The sequence below is a fragment of the Thalassospira sp. MCCC 1A02898 genome (assembly GCF_001618185.1).
Classification (GTDB): Bacteria; Pseudomonadota; Alphaproteobacteria; order Rhodospirillales; family Thalassospiraceae; genus Thalassospira; species Thalassospira tepidiphila.
Map to the genome: position 1 here is coordinate 567,133 of NZ_LPXK01000001.1, position 15,466 is coordinate 582,598.

At 54.8% G+C, this 15,466-nt stretch carries 13 protein-coding genes; 2 read left to right on the plus strand and 11 right to left on the minus strand.

Features of this window, described 5'->3' with window-relative positions; translation table 11 throughout:
• Positions 1-18 precede the first annotated feature (18 nt).
• Entirely contained in the window at positions 19-2,136 is a 2,118-nt protein-coding gene (gene mdoH / locus AUQ41_RS02620) for a glucans biosynthesis glucosyltransferase MdoH (RefSeq protein WP_063086490.1), read from the plus strand.
• Positions 2,137-2,273: 137 nt separating this feature from the next.
• The gene (locus AUQ41_RS02625; RefSeq protein WP_063086492.1) at positions 2,274-2,753 is read left to right on the plus strand and encodes a hypothetical protein; all 480 of its coding nucleotides are present in this window, start codon (positions 2,274-2,276) and stop codon (positions 2,751-2,753) included.
• A 257-nt stretch (positions 2,754-3,010) separates the two neighbouring features.
• On the opposite strand, the gene AUQ41_RS02630 is transcribed toward AUQ41_RS02625, so the two are convergent.
• The 11 genes from AUQ41_RS02630 to AUQ41_RS02680 form a co-directional block, all read right to left on the minus strand.
• The gene (locus tag AUQ41_RS02630) at positions 3,011-3,904 is read right to left on the minus strand and encodes an NAD(P)-dependent oxidoreductase (RefSeq protein ID WP_063086494.1); all 894 of its coding nucleotides are present in this window, start codon (positions 3,902-3,904) and stop codon (positions 3,011-3,013) included.
• 22 nt (positions 3,905-3,926) lie between these two features.
• Complete coding sequence (locus tag AUQ41_RS02635) at positions 3,927-4,733, minus strand: enoyl-CoA hydratase/isomerase family protein (protein ID WP_063086496.1); 807 nt, start codon at positions 4,731-4,733, stop codon at positions 3,927-3,929.
• A gap of 62 nt (positions 4,734-4,795) precedes the next feature.
• Entirely contained in the window at positions 4,796-5,326 is a 531-nt protein-coding gene (locus AUQ41_RS02640; RefSeq protein ID WP_063086498.1) for an acyl-CoA thioesterase, read from the minus strand.
• A 55-nt stretch (positions 5,327-5,381) separates the two neighbouring features.
• A complete protein-coding gene (locus AUQ41_RS02645; protein ID WP_063086500.1) occupies positions 5,382-7,166 on the minus strand; it encodes an acyl-CoA dehydrogenase C-terminal domain-containing protein in 1,785 nt (594 codons plus the stop codon).
• 22 nt (positions 7,167-7,188) lie between these two features.
• The gene (locus AUQ41_RS02650) at positions 7,189-9,513 is read right to left on the minus strand and encodes a 3-hydroxyacyl-CoA dehydrogenase/enoyl-CoA hydratase family protein (RefSeq protein ID WP_063086504.1); all 2,325 of its coding nucleotides are present in this window, start codon (positions 9,511-9,513) and stop codon (positions 7,189-7,191) included.
• Positions 9,513-10,649: a thiolase family protein gene (locus AUQ41_RS02655; protein ID WP_063086506.1), complete on the minus strand. Its 1,137-nt coding sequence runs from the start codon at positions 10,647-10,649 to the stop codon at positions 9,513-9,515. Before AUQ41_RS02655 ends, AUQ41_RS02650 begins: the two co-directional genes overlap by 1 nt.
• A gap of 45 nt (positions 10,650-10,694) precedes the next feature.
• Positions 10,695-11,099: a MerR family DNA-binding transcriptional regulator gene (locus AUQ41_RS02660; protein ID WP_063086508.1), complete on the minus strand. Its 405-nt coding sequence runs from the start codon at positions 11,097-11,099 to the stop codon at positions 10,695-10,697.
• Positions 11,100-11,203: 104 nt separating this feature from the next.
• On the minus strand, positions 11,204-12,895 hold the full coding sequence (locus AUQ41_RS02665) for a long-chain fatty acid--CoA ligase (protein WP_063086510.1): 1,692 nt from the start codon (positions 12,893-12,895) through the stop codon (positions 11,204-11,206).
• Between the two features lie 96 nt (positions 12,896-12,991).
• Complete coding sequence (locus AUQ41_RS02670; protein ID WP_063086512.1) at positions 12,992-14,302, minus strand: OmpP1/FadL family transporter; 1,311 nt, start codon at positions 14,300-14,302, stop codon at positions 12,992-12,994.
• 54 nt (positions 14,303-14,356) lie between these two features.
• Positions 14,357-15,025 (minus strand): DUF6134 family protein, encoded by a 669-nt coding sequence (locus AUQ41_RS02675; protein WP_063086514.1) that lies wholly within the window; start codon positions 15,023-15,025, stop codon positions 14,357-14,359.
• Positions 15,026-15,058: 33 nt separating this feature from the next.
• Positions 15,059-15,355, minus strand: coding sequence for an SCP2 sterol-binding domain-containing protein (locus tag AUQ41_RS02680; RefSeq protein ID WP_063086516.1), 297 nt, complete (start codon positions 15,353-15,355; stop codon positions 15,059-15,061).
• Between the last annotated feature and the right edge of the window lie 111 nt (positions 15,356-15,466).

Below are 15,466 nucleotides of genomic sequence, written 5' to 3' on the forward strand. Positions count from 1 at the left end.
TAACCCCAGAAGAGCCAGATGACAGAAGCCGCCAACACACCCGCGAAAGGGACCATACCCGCAGAGCGATCAGAGGACGCATTTTGTGATCCGACGGTCAAACTGCGCGGGCCCGGTGTCGGATCGCGGCGGATTTTCCTGTTTGGCGCATCGATTGCGGCGACTGCATATGCGGCCTGGTTGATGACCGATGTTCTGGGCGCGGATCAGCTGACCATCATGGAAATGGTGGTTGTGGCGTTCTTTACTATCAACTTTGCCTGGATTTCGTTGTCGTTCTTTACCGGGATTGTCGGGCTGGTTTTGCGTGGTCTGAGACTTGATGCCATTACGCTCAAACGCCTGAAGCCGATTGCGCGCAAAGGTCGCCTGCGATCCAAGAATGTGGTGGTGATCCCGGTATATAACGAAGACCCCAACCGCGTCTTTGCCGGATTGCGCGCAAGCTATGAAAGCCTCGCTGCGACCGGCGAACTTGATGCGTTTCATTTCTTTGTGCTGTCTGATACACGCGATCCCGATATCTGGATTGCCGAGGAAATGGCGTGGGCCAAGGCCTGTTCGGATCTGAATGCACGCGGCAAGATTTTCTTCCGCCGCCGCGCAGAAAACACCGAACGCAAGTCCGGCAACCTCAAGGAATTCTGCGAGACCTATGCCGCCAATTACGATCACATGATCGTCTTTGACGCCGATAGCGTCATGTCCGGCGAGGCCATGGTCAATATGGCCTATCTGATGGAAAACAATCCGGATGCCGGGATCATTCAAAGTCCGCCGCAGCCAACCGGTCGCCAGACGCTGTTTGCCCGCATCCTGCAATTCATTTCGCGCGTGCATGGCCCGACCATGTCGGCAGGTCTGTCATTCTGGTGCATGGGCAGTTCGAACTATTGGGGCCATAACGCGATCATTCGCACCAAGGCGTTTATTGAATGCTGTGGCCTGCCGGTTCTGTCGGGCAAACCGCCGATGGGTGGCCATATCCTCAGCCACGATTTCGTCGAAGCCGCCTTTATGCGCAAGGCAGGCTGGCGGTGCTGGCTGATCCCGCAGCTTGAAGGCAGTTGGGAAGAATTGCCGCCCAACCTGATTGATTTTGCCATCCGTGACCGGCGCTGGTGCCAGGGCAACATGCAGCATGCGCGCCTGATGGTTGCGCCGGGCTTTAAACCGCTCAGCCGTCTGCATTTCTTTATGGGTGTGATGAGCTTTGTATCATCGCCGCTGTGGCTTTTGCTGTTGCTGAGCTCGACGATTGCGACCCTTCAGAACACCCAACTGACCTATAGCTTCTTCCCCGGTCAGTTCACCATGTTTCCGCAATGGCCGGTGGATCGGTCGTTTGAAATGCTGGTGTTGCTGATCTTTACCATCGGCATGCTGGTGCTGCCCAAGATCATCTCGATCCTGATGGTCTGTCTTGGCCGCGACCGCAAGCAGTATGGCGGGGTAATGGTATTGGCCAGTGGCCTGCTTGAAACCCTGTATTCTGCCTTGCAGGCCCCGATCATGATGATGCTCCATTCCCAGTTCGTGTTCTCGGTCCTGACTGGTAATCAGGTGGGTTGGGACGCACAGGAACGTGACGACGCCGGGGTACCGTTCAAGGCCGCCCTTAAAACCCATCGCACCATTATCGTGATTGGTGTGGTCTGGGGCGCGATTGCCGTCTTTGTGGATACGGCATTCTTCTGGTGGTTGTCGCCCATTCTGGCCGGTTTGGTGCTTTCGCCATGTCTGACCCATTATTCCAGCAGCCTTGCCATCGGAAAGGCAGCGCGCCGGATGAAGCTTTTTGTTACTCCCGAAGAATATGACAGCCCCGAAGAGCTTCGCGCGTTGGCACGGATCAATGCCGAAAGCGGTGATGACGATGTCAAAGACGGGTTATTGCGCCTGATCGAAGATCCTTACGCCAATGCGCTGCATTCGGCTTTGCTGCCGGTGCGCAAGCCGGATGCGCGTACCGCGATCGAAATCGGGATCATCTATGAAAAGCTTGCCCGGCTTGGCGTTGAAAGCCTGACGCGCGATGAAAAGCTTCTGATTCTGTCCTGGCCGGTCAAGCCGCTTGATCAGATCATGGCAGGTCGGGATCACATCACAGCCGAAGGTCCGAAACCAGCAAGCTAGTGGTTTGTTTTCAAAAGATTCTCGACGTCACAAAAACGCCCAGATTCGAGCAAATTATCCCGCGTTTTTTCAGCGATATTCATTCTTAACGAAGCGTTAAGTCCCGCTGATTGTTCACCGCCCGGAGGGCCAGACGAATGACTGACATGACCATTGCATCAAAGGGTTTCACCTATGCCGCGTTTGAATCGGCTGCGATGACGCGTTTGATCGAAGACACGGCACGTGCGTGGTTGCGTTCATTCGGTGTCAACTCTCCGCAGGCCAGTCAGCGCATGATCAACGCCCTTCGCGATGCGCTCGCCGAAGACAGCATTGCAGCCAGTGATCGGGCCAGCATGCAGGACATCCTTGATCAGGCTGCCCATGACGCAATTGCCGGCTGGCTTGCACAGGTGACTGGCGAACATAACTGCCATGGATCAAGCCGTTTTTCGATGCTGCGTTGTGCGTTTCTGTCAGCCAACCGTGACGGCATCTGGTCGGAGCATTTCCTGGATGCCAAACGCGATCACCGCGACCTTGGCATGGCACTTTCGGTACAGATGATGTTGCCGACACCAAGTCTTGTTGCTTGTGAAATGCCGCGTCAGTCACTGGAACGCCGCGCGTCCTGAAGCTTACTTATAACTACTCCTTCGCTTCACGCTTTTTCATCATATCCCTCAACGTCTAGCGTTTAATGCGAAGGCGGCACCGCCATTCTCCCCGTGGCGGTGCCTTTATGTGCGCATGCCACAAAAAAGAACCCGCCACAAAGGGCGGGTTTAGTTCAGCGGGCGAGAGAGCCCGATTTCCAGTGCAGATCATCCACAGCCGTAAAATCAGGCCCCTACGAGACGCCGAGGCACACACTTCCCCGGCGCCATGACGGTCAGGCTGCTTTGTGAAAGCGGCCCAGTTTCGTAAGCAGTTTTGCAACCTGCGGGTCGTTCTTGCCGTTGCGATCAAGCTCCAGGAAGAAGTCCGGATAGGGCGGTTTGCCCGGTGTCAGATTGTATTGTTCGAAATCGGTGACACCGATGGCCTCAAGCACACTTTCATCGGTAAAGAAGCCCCCGGTAATTTCGCGCGATGGCGCTGTCAGGATGGCATGCGCCGCATCGGCCAGAATTTGCGGTGTGCGTGCACGGCCCTGCTCAAGACCTGGGATCATGTTGAGCGCTGCGGTCTCAATCACCGTGACCGGCCAAAGCGAATTGACGGCCACCCCTTCATCGGCAAATTCGGCTGCCAGACCAAGTGTGATCAGGCTCATGCCGTATTTTGAAATCGTATAGGCCGTATGATTGGCAAACCACTGCGGGGACAGGTTGGGCGGTGGTGACATGGTGAGGATATGTGGGTTGTCCGATTCCAGAAGATGCGGCAGGCAGGCCTGGGCACAGGCGAAGCTCGCACGCGTATTGACCTGATGCATCAGATCAAACCGCTTCATCGGGGTTTGCAACGTTGGGGTCAGATTGATCGCGCTGGCATTGTTGATCAGGATGTCGATCCCGCCAAAGGTTTTGACGGTCTTTGCGACAGCCTCGGCAATTTGGTCTTCATCGCGAATATCGGTCTTAAGGGCCAGTGCCTTGCCACCAACTTCCTCGATCTCGGCGGCCGCACTATGGATGGTGCCGGGCAGCTTGGGGTGCGGTTCATCGGTTTTGGCAATGATCGCAACATTGGCCCCATCGCGCGCTGCACGCAGGGCAATTTCTTTTCCGATGCCGCGCGATGCGCCGGTGATGAACAGTGTTTTGCCTTTAAGACTCGTCATCAAATTCTTCCCTGAATTCTTTTTATGATTTGCCAAAACGCGGCGTGCGTTTTTCCACAAAAGCAGTGACGCCCTCGCGGAAATCGGCACTTACGGTGCAATCAGCGAATGATTTGGCCTCGGCCTTCAACTGTGTTTGCAGATCGGCCTCGGGGGCGGCATTCAGCAACGCCTTGGTGCGGGCAATCGCATCGCGCGGTCCGGCGGACAAACGGGTGGCGTATTTCGCGGTTGCGGATGCTAGCAGATCTGCCGGGACGACCTTGTTGATCAGGCCGCAATCATGGGCTTCATCGGCCCCGAACCGATCGCCAAGCAGGGCGATTTCTTTGGCCTTTTTCATGCCGACCAACCGGGTCAGCGAATGGGTTGCACCACCATCGGGCGAGGTGCCGATATGGATATAGGCCAGGGTGAAAACGGTTTCCTCAGCCGCGATTGCAAGGTCGCAGGCATTCATCAGACTAATGCCAAATCCGGCAACAGCCCCTTCAAGCTTGGCGATCACCGGGCGGGGCAGGGCGTTGATGCGTAAAACAATTTCGTGAACCCGATCAATCAATGCTTCGATTGAGGGGCGCGCGTCTTCGACCGGACCTTTTGACAACTGATGGAAAAACTTCACATCACCGCCAGCCATGAACGTGCCGCCCGATCCTTCGATGATGACGGCTCCGATATCGGGAAGGTTGGCTTCGATCTTGTCCATGGCAGTTGCCAAGCCACTGACCATAGCCTGATCCAGTGCATTCATGCGGTCCGGGCGGTTCAGCGTAATCGTTGCGACCGCATCAGTGATGTTGAGCAATACGGCGTCATCGGATGCCATGATGTTTCCTCCTGCGCGGTGTTTTTCCGCAATTCTCCCGGTTTTCCGGTTGTTCGTGTGTGTTAAATCGCCAGTCGTGCTTCAATCGCGGTTTCCATATCGGGCCACCCAGAAAGCCAGTCGGGCATTGAAGGGGACGTCTCATCTGCGCCGACCATCCGACAGACTTCCTCAGGCGCAACAATGCCATCCGGGCCGACGAAAACCGCCTTTACCACGCCAAGGGCCAGCGTCTTGCCTTTGGCCACAAAGCGTTGCTCGAGATAGAAGCCCTTTTCATCCCAATACAAAGCCTGCGTTTCGAGTGCGAACTTCTGAAACGGTTTGATCGCGCGTTTGAACCGCATGGTCGACCCCGACACCACCGGCTGCCATTTGCGTTTCAGCATCTGCTTGGCAATGCCATTGCGCATGATCAGCTCGGTCCGGCCCAGATCCATCAATGCGAAATACCGCGAATTGGTCATATGCACATTGATATCAAGATCCAAAGGCCATGCGCGGAAATGCAGGGTCGATGGATCAAGCGGATGCAACCCGGGCCGCAACAACGACAGGATCACGACACGGATCAGTCGGAAAATAAGGTTCACGACAGAACTCCGTTTCCTGATGCCAAAGCGTTGTTATTGCGGCCCGAATTCATGATCAGAACAGCTCCTCGTCAAGTGCCATCATGGTCGTGGAACCAGACATGATCTGGCTGAACATGGCACCGGACTGCGGAAGGATACGTTCCATATAGAACTTGGCCGTGATCAGCTTGGCCTTATAGAACCCTTCAGCATCATCATCCTGTTTGGCCAGGGCGATTTCAGCCATGCGGGCCCACATGAAGCCGACGGCAACCAGACCAAACAGACGCAGGAATTCGGTTGCGGCAGCACCGGCTTCATCGGGGTTTTTCATGCCCCGCTGGGCCAGTTCGCCGGTGGCCTGTTGCAGACGCATGAAGGCTTTCGCCAGCGGTTGGACATATTCACCAAGGTCGGCGTTCGAGACATTGGCTTCGATATATTCTTGCACCGGATGGAAGAAACGACGCAGGTAACGACCGGCTTTGGTCGGCATTTTGCGCCCGACAAGGTCAAGTGCCTGAATGCCGTTGGTGCCTTCGTAAATCTGGGCGATACGTGCGTCACGAACATACTGCTCCATGCCCCATTCGCGGATATAGCCATGCCCGCCAAAGACCTGAACACCAAGGTTGGTGTTATCAAAGCCCCAGTCGGTGAACAGCGCCTTGACGATCGGGGTCATCAGTTGGACGAACTCGTCAGCTTCTTCGCGTTTGACCGGATCTTCGTGGTGTTTGGCGGTATCAAGCGCACGGGCGACCCACATGCCCATCGCCCGGCAGCCTTCATTGGTTGCCTTTGCGGTCAGCAGCATGCGCCGCACATCGGGATGGACGATGATGGAATCCGCTGGTTGGTTCGGGGATTTCGCACCGGTCAGGGCGCGGCCTTGCAGGCGGTCCTTGGCATAGGCCCGCGCACCCTGATAGGCCGCTTCGCCAAGGCCAAGACCCTGAATGCCAACCGAAAGGCGTTCCTGGTTCATCATGGTGAACATGGCGGGCATGCCCTGATGGGGTTCACCGACCAGATAACCAACCGCGCCATCAAAGTTCATGACACAGGTCGAAGATGCCTTGATGCCCATCTTGTGCTCGATGGAACCGCATTTGACCGCGTTGCGATCGCCAAGTGATCCGTCATCCCCGACCATGAATTTTGGCACAAGGAAAAGCGAAATGCCCTTGGTGCCGCTTGGCGCGTCAGGCAGCTTGGCCAGAACCAGATGGATGATGTTTTCCGTCAGGTCATGTTCCCCGGCCGAGATAAAGATCTTGGTGCCGGAAATTGCATAGGACCCGTCATCAAGGGGTTCGGCCTTGGTCTTGATGATGCCAAGATCGGTACCGCAATGCGGTTCGGTCAGACACATGGTGCCCGACCAAGTGCCATCGACCATCTTGGGCAGGAATTTGTCCTTGAGTTCGTCCGATGCGTGGCTGTGAAGGGCGGCATAGGCACCAAAAGACAGACCCGGATACATGCCAAAGGACAGGTTGGTCGAACAAATCATTTCCTCGACCAGCGCATTGATGGATTTCGGCGCGCCCTGACCGCCATATTTCGGGTCACAGGCAATCCCGGTCCAGCCGCCTTCGGCAAAGGTCTGGTAGGCTTCCTTGAAACCTTTGGGGGTTGTGACAACCCCGTCATCCCAAGCGCAGCCTTCCTCATCGCCCGACCGGTTGATCGGGAACAGGACTTCTTCGCAGACTTTGGCGGCCTCTTCGAGAACCGCATCGACCACATCAGGGGTAAAATCCTCGCAACCGGGCATCTGATTGATATCGTTGAAATCAAACAGCTCGGTCAGGACGAAGCGCATATCGCGCAGGGGTGCTTTATATTCAGCCATTTTCTGTTTCCTCCCGGACCGGTCAATTGCGCAGCGGCTTGCCGGTCAGCAGCATATGCTCAACCCGGGCCATGGTGCCTTCATTGCGGACCAGACGCATGAAGCCTTCGCGTTCCAGTTCAAGAATATCGTCTTCGGAAAGTTCCTCGGTCACGTCGGTGTCCCCACCGGCCAGAACCTTTGCCAGTTCACCGGCGACCACGCGGTCATAATCGGTGGCCTTGCCAAGGCGATGGAAACCATCGACTGCCATTTCAAAGGCAACCCGCGCCGCTTCGCCCGGCAGACGATAGGTAAATTCTTCGGGTGCTTCGTAACCATCAACCATCGACAGTGCGCGTTCCTTGGCATCGGCCAGCAAACGGTTGCGGTTCATGGTGATGCCGTCAGTTTCGCGGAAGAACAGGTTTTCCTTGGCCTCCATCGCCGATTTGGCAACGGTCGCGACCGAGATGATCTCGAACGCCTTCGCACTTGGGGCCATCGGGCCTCTGACAAACTTCGGATTTTCCGCCCAACGACGGATCATTTCCTTACATCCGCCCCAGGCCGGGATCAGACCCACACCGGGCTCAACCAGCCCGATATAGGTTTCTCCGTGCGCCTGAACCGCATCGCAATGAAGCAAGACTTCACAACCGCCACCAAGGGCAAGGCCGCTGGGTGCACCAACGACCGGGAAGGGCGAATATTTAAGCGCCTTGTAGGTTTCCTGACCGGTTTCAACGAGGTTTTCGATCTCTGGCCAAGCGGCGATATTGGCGGCAAACAGCGCCAGACCGAGGTTTGCCCCGGCTGAGAAGTTGCTTGCTTCGTTATAGATGACCATCGCCTTGAACTGCTTTTTGACAGTTCGGATGGATGTCTTGATCGCGCCAAGCACATCGGCATCAAGCGCATTCATCTTGGTATGGAATTCAAGGCAGGCAACGCCATCACCGATATCCCAAAGCGATGCGGCACGGTTACCGGCAACCCGTTCGGATTTGCGTTTGATGTCTTCAAGCAGGATGACGCCATCCGGGCGGGTGACCTTGGCATAGCTGCCATCAAAGCCTAGGTAATAAAGATCACCGTCTTCGACCTTGTAGAACGATTTGCCTGCGGCCTTTTTCAGCAAGGCGGGGACTTCAACGCCGTCCTCTTCGAGCATCGAAATCAGGGCATCGACGCCAATGGCATCAATCAGTTCAAACGGCCCGGTTTTCCAAGCATAACCCAGCTTCATCGCATCATCGACATCGACAATGGAATTTGCAGCGACCTCGGCAATAACGGCCGCATAGGCCAGCGTCTTGCCCATGACAGCGCGACCATACTGGCCACCCTTGTCAGATGCTTCCATCATCTTGCGCGGATCTTTGCCTGCGGCCCGGACACTGCCCAAACGCGCCTTTTCGGATTTGGCAAATTCACCGGTTTGCAGATCAACCGATTCTTTGACTTTCTCACCGCCTTCACGGTTCAGGCGATAGAAACCACCCTTGCCCTTGCGCCCGGTATAGCCATCGGCAATCAGTTTGCTGACCAGTTCGCTTTCGCGATAGATCGCATGGAACGGGTCGGATTTATCCAGAAGGCCAGCCATGCTTGACTGCACATGGGGCATCAGATCAAGACCGACCAGATCCATCAAGCCAAAGACGCCGGTTTTGGGAATGCCGAACGGACGGCCAATGACGCTGTCGGCTTCTTCGACGGTCAGTTTGCGGTCCATGGCCTCAATCATGGCGGCTTGAATCCAGTAGACACCCAGACGGTTGGCGATAAAGCCCGGTTCGTCATGACAGGTGACACATGTCTTGCCCAGTTTGCGATCAGCAAAATCGGCAACCGCATCAATCACACCATCGCGGGTAACACCTGATCCAACCAGCTCCAGCAGACGCATATAGCGAGGCGGGTTGAAGAAGTGGGTAATGATGAAGTCCTGTGCGAAGCTTTCGTCCATCCCGTCAATCAGGGTTGCGAGCGGAATGGTCGATGTGTTTGACGACACCACCGATCCCTTGGCACGGACTGCATCAATCTTGCGATACAGATCCTGCTTGATATCAAGGCGTTCAATGACGGCCTCGATCACCCAGTCACATTTGGCGATCTTATCAAGGTCATCCTCGATATTGCCACACGTAATCAACTTGGCGACCCGTTTGGACATGAACGGAGCCGGGTCAGTTTTCAGCATCTTGGCAACCGCGCCCTCGGCAACCGCATTACGGTTTTTGGCACCTTCGGGCACGATATCAAGCAGCAGGACGGGTGTCCCGGAGTTGGCGATATGGGCAGCGATCCCCGCCCCCATAACACCGGCACCAATAACGGCGACCTGTTTAATGGTGGTCATTACATCGCCTCCAGAATGGTCGCGATTCCCTGACCCCCGCCAATGCACTGGGATGCCAGCGCATATTTGCCGCCATCACGTTTGAGGATGCTTGCGGCCTTGCCAACGATACGCGCACCGGTCGCGCCAAGCGGGTGACCAATCGCCAACGCACCGCCATCAATATTGACCCTGGCACCATCAAGACCAAGTTCGGAAATGCTTGCCATGGCCTGGGACGAGAAGGCTTCGTTAAGTTCGGTGACATCAATATCGGCCGCACTCAGACCGGCACGCGAAAGCGCCTTTTTCGATGCGCCAATCGGGCCAATGCCCATTATTTCCGGAAGACAACCATCAACCGCAACCGACTTGATACGTGCAATCGGGGTCAGGCCGTTTTTCGCAGCATAGTCTTCGGAACAGACCAGAACAGCCGACGCACCATCGGTCAGCGGTGAAGAGGTCCCCGCAGTAACAACACCGTCTGCCTTGAAGGCGGGTTTGAGGTCGGCCAAGCCTTCGGCGGTTGTTTCTGCGCGGATGCAGCCATCTTCGGAAACAACACCATCCTTGGTCTGGATCGGAATGATTTCATCGGTGAACTTGCCAGCGGCCTGTGCCGCAGCAGCACGTTTGTGACTTTCAACTGCAAAGGCTTCCTGATCGGCACGGGTCAGGCTGTATTTGGCAGCAACATTTTCGGCCGTATCGCCCATGCCCATATAGGCCTCGGGCATGGCTTTATAAAGCTCCGGGTTGGGCAGGGGGTTAAAGCCCATCATCGGTACCCGGGTCATGCTTTCGACACCGGCACAGATAAAGACATCACCGGCACCGATCGCGATTGCACCAGCCGCCTGATGGATCGACTGCATGGACGATCCGCAGAAACGGTTGACCGTCACGCCACCAACAGAACGTGGCAGACCGGCGATAAAGGTGATCAGGCGGGCAACGTTCAAGCCCTGTTCACCTTCCGGGAAGGCACAACCAAGGATCAGGTCCTCGATCGCGTTGGGATCAATGCCGGTCTTTTCGACCAGACCTTTGACGACCTGTGCCGCAAGGTCGTCAGCGCGGACCTTTGCAAGGGCCCCTTTGCGGGCCGGGGTAAAGGGTGATCGGACATATCCGGCAATTACGGCGTTGGTCATGGCTTTGTCTTCCTTCCTGAGCTGTCCTCTGATCCGGGCAACTTGTTACGATACCGGATCGAGTCCCTTTTCTTTAAGTGCATCAACCGATTGCTGTTCGATATCACGCAGTTCATCCAAAGTGACGTCCAGTGCCTGACGCTGTTCTTCCAGGTCAGTAATCCGTTCCCGAACGCGTTCCAGCAGCATTTTGATTTGCTCTGCCTGGGTTGGGTCTGCGCCGTAAAGATCAAGGTAGTCCGCGATCTCTCTTAAGCTGAAGCCCAGTCGCTTGCCCCGCAAAATGAGGAGCAGTTTGGCGCGATCCTGTCGGGTATAGACCCGGGTGGTGCCGGCACGTTGCGGGTTTAAAAGCCCCTTTTGCTCGTAAAACCGGATGGTGCGCGGCGTGATGCCAAGATCGTCGGCCAGTTCGGGAACGGTATAAAACCGTTCGTCAATTTTTGTCATTGTTCGCCCCTTATGGTATCTATTTTTCAGTATACGTCAATTAGTTTACGTTAACGTCACTTAAGTTTTTTCAGTGTGTGTATGGTGACGCCAACGCATTGTAACTAAACCGTATTTCCTTCTCTCTTTTGTCGTTCTTCTTCGACCAGTTCCTTTTTCGACAGTTTGCCGACCATGGTTTTGGGAAGTTCTTCCCGAATTTCGATTTCGCGCGGCATTTCGATTCTTGAAATCTTGTCATCAAGAAATGCCCGCAGATCTTCGGCGGTCACATCGGTGACACCGTCTTTCAGGCGAACAAACGCCTTTGGCGCCTGACCACGATATTGATCGGGGATCCCGATGCAGGTGACCTCGGCAACCTTGTCATGCAGATAAAGTGCCTCTTCGATGGCACGCGGATAAACGTTGTAGCCGCTGCACAGGATGACATCCTTAAGACGATCAACCAGGAACGTGTAGCCATCCTCATCCTGATAACCGACATCACCGGTCCGCAACCAACCATCGACAAATGTCTCGTTGGTGGCCGTTTCGTTTTGCCAGTAGCAAGGCATGACTTGCGGGCCACGAATACAGACCTCACCCTTTTCGCCAAGTGGCACGACCTGATCAGGCCGATCCAGCGATCGGATTTCGATCTCGGTCCCGGGCAACGGTCGCCCGATCGAGCCTTCCTTGTTCTCACCCTTAAGCGGGTTGCAAGTACAGACCGGGCTGGCCTCTGACAGGCCATATCCTTCAACCACCTTTGAGCCGGTAATTTCCTCAAACCGGTGTTTGACTTCGATCGGCAGCGGCGCACCGCCCGAAATGCAGCAACGGATGTGTGAGAGGTCGTATTTGAGTGTTTCCGGCGAATTGTTGATCGCCGTATAGATCGTCGGAACACCCGGGAAGATGGTGGCCTTTTTCTTGTCCAACGCCTTGATCAGGGAACCCAACTCAAAGCGGGGCTGCAACACCATTTCCGCTCCGAGATTGACTGATGTGTTGAGCGCCACGGTCATCGCAAAAACATGGAAGAATGGCAAAACGCACAGGGTCACTTCGTGGCCCGGCTTGGCGTCTGGCATCCAGCGGGTTAGCTGATCAACGTTTGCACTCAAATTGGCATGGGTCAGCATCGCCCCCTTCGGGCGTCCGGTCGTGCCGCCGGTATATTGCAAAACCGCCAGATCATGGACATTGATATCCACCACGCGATCAATCGGTTTGCATCCGATGACCCGTGAATAGGGGATGTGACGCAAATCTGTTGGCACATCGGCCAGTTCGCTACGCTTGAACAGTGAAAACAGAACACTTTTAACCGGCGGCAAGATGCCGCTCATTTCGCAGACGACGATCCGCTTGAGGCAGGTTTCATCAAGGCATGCTGCCACCTTGGGATAGATCTGTTTGAGGTTCAGCGTCACCATCAGGCGACAGCCTGAATCTTCAATCTGATAGGCGATCTCGCGCTTGGCATAGAGTGGATTGAAATTCACGACTACACCGCCACATTTCAGGATCGCGTAATAGCAAACCACGTAATAGGGCGTATTGGGCAGGCACAACCCGACCTTGTCACCCTTGCGCACGCCAAGCTGTTTAAAGCCTTCGGCAGCACGGTCGATTTGCTCGGAAATGGTCTTGTAATCATAGACTCGACCGAGGAAATCAAGACACGGGCGCAACGGGAACCGTGCCGCCGCTTTATCGAAAATCTCATGGACCGGGCAGGTTCTTACCGGCGAGCTGATATCAACGCCATCGCGCAGGATCGGGGATTCTTGGACGTTTACTTTGTTCACTTGCGTTAACTCCATTACGTTAACGTCACTTTGCGGGCAAAAAAAGGGAGCCCGATGCGGTGCGCCAAAGCACCCCGCACCGGACAGTATAGTAAATCAGAACTTGAAATTCGCCTGCAACGCGATGATGTCGACTTTGGCTTCGTAGTCGGCAGCATAATTACCAACGAGCGAAGACGCGTGATCTACGCGTGCTTCATCAGCAAAGATATGAGTATAACCCAGTGTCACATCAGCCCAATCAGCAGCCTTGTATGTTGCGCCAAATGAGACCCAGTATCGATCTGAATCCGGCAAGCGCACATTGCGGTTACGGGTTTGGATCGGGGTCTCATCATAGGCCACGCCACCGGTAAACGACCATTTTTCGTCATACTGGTAACGTGCACCGAGGGCACCAAACCACGACGTTCCCCACTGATAATTTTCAGTTGTACTCCCAGTGGCAGTCGAGGCGGAGTTAATCAAGCCGCTGTAGTTAAAGACTAGATCGCCAACTGAGTTCCAGTTGGTCCATTGCACGTCACCCATGACAGTCCACTTATCAGACAGGTCGTGAGAAATACCGAAAGCAATAGACTCCGGCGTGGTGATCTTGGCATTTGCATCTCGGTCCGTGTAGGGCGTGGCCAAGTTTTTTGCGGCATTGTCGAAGGTGATATCGCCTTTGAGTTTATGTTCAACCTCGGAGATATAAGAAAGACCAACACGGGTGGTTTTCGTGACTTCCCAGTTCATCCCGGCTGTCCAGCCGTAGCCGATGTCGTCGCCTTCAATCGTAGAGTTACCCTCTGCAACGGCGCCACCAAGCGACGGAACGGCTTTACTAAGGGCGGCCTCGAATCTTTGAACCTGCGGTCCCGCACCAATGCTCAGCCCATTGTCGAAACGATAGGCAACAACTGGTTTGATATTTACTGTCTTGATTTTTGATGTCGTACCAAAAAAGCGTCCGGCGAAATCTGAATCGTTGTCGGTCACGAGACCCCAAGGTGCCGTAATCGAAACACCGAGATTGATCTGATCGTTTAGCTTCCAGACAGCATGTGCGTTTGGTACCGCAGCATCCTGTGCCATATCCTTGTAGCCACCGCCGGTTTGTGCGATCACCGTTCGTGCGCCATTGGTTGCAACGGTGTTGGTCGCTTTCGCCACCGGGCGAATGACCGTAATACCTGCGCTATAGCTGGTTTCTTTGTACTGCCCAACTGTGCCTGGGTTGTAGGACATCGTCGATGCGTCGGTTGACAGTGTGGTCATACCGGCAAAGCTTGAACCCTGAAGGGTGCCGCTGGTTTCACGGACTTGAAAACCGGACGCTTGCGCGGTGCCAACACTAGCGAGTGCGCATAGAAGTGCAGTACCCGAAGCTGCACCCCAAAGGCAGCTCTTCTTGAAGTAGGACATCTATTTCTCCCTAATCTTTAAACGTTTCAAATCTTTGATTTAAAACGCCCGCTTTTATTGCTGAGGGTTTATCGCATCGACCCTGATAAAATCGATGTCGTAACCCTTCCTTTTAAAACTCGTTTTGAGCAGTTTTCCGTCGGTGCCGTACCAGAGGTGCCGTTCGACATCGCCAGACATTTCGTAATGGACTGCCGGTTTTTCCCGGCTTTCGACCATGACGTTTTCTTCGCCAACCCTTTGAGTGTGCACAGTGTAGGGTTCAGCATTGATGACGCTAAAGAGATCGGTTTTACCCGTGACATCCTCGTGCCACAGGGTCAGCGGCCAGGCCGCATCACAGGCATCACGTTTCCCGACACCTTCGCCCGCCAGCGCATAACAATCTTCGTCATAACTGGCCTGCCAGGTGTAGTGTGTGCCGTCATCATTGGTGGTGGTTTCGACCGAGACCAGCTTTCCGTCCTGCCATTGTTCGGTGCGCTGATGGTCGTAATGGAACTTCAAAAACAAAACCCGCACATCGGTCAGCGTTTTGATCGTCACGGTTTGACCGGTCGCTGTTGGTTTAATTTCGACGGTTTCATAACCGATCGGCTCCCCGTCCTTGAGGACACGGAAATTGAGCGTTTCCGATCCGGATGCCAGCGACGCGGTGGCATATTGAATCGTAAAGCCGGCAATCAGGGCCGATATGCTGCCTTTTGCAATGCGATTACGCATGTTTCCCTCGTCAAACAGACCATACCGACAAAGCTAGTCGAGCATCGATGACAGCTTTGCTGCCACACCCATGGAGCCCTTGATCTTCAGTTTGCCCATGGTAAAGGCAAGCATCGGGTCAAGCTTTCCGGCGATCAGCTTTTCGAGGTTGGCTTTTTTGATCTTGAGAATGCAATCGGCATCGGACAGATCATCATCACTGATTTCCGGCTCGTCGCCTGTGGCATCAATCACGATATGTCCGTCATCGCCACAGTCGAAGGCGACGACAGCATTCAGACCGCGCAGTTGCGGCAGTTTTTCTTTTACGGTTTCGAGGATGTCATCCACGAACGCCTCCCTCAGTCAGCAGGTATTTTGTTTTGATTATGACAGGACTGTAACCCAAAGTGACGTTAACGTAAAACAAATAACGGTTGCGAGAGTATAGCCACCTATAAG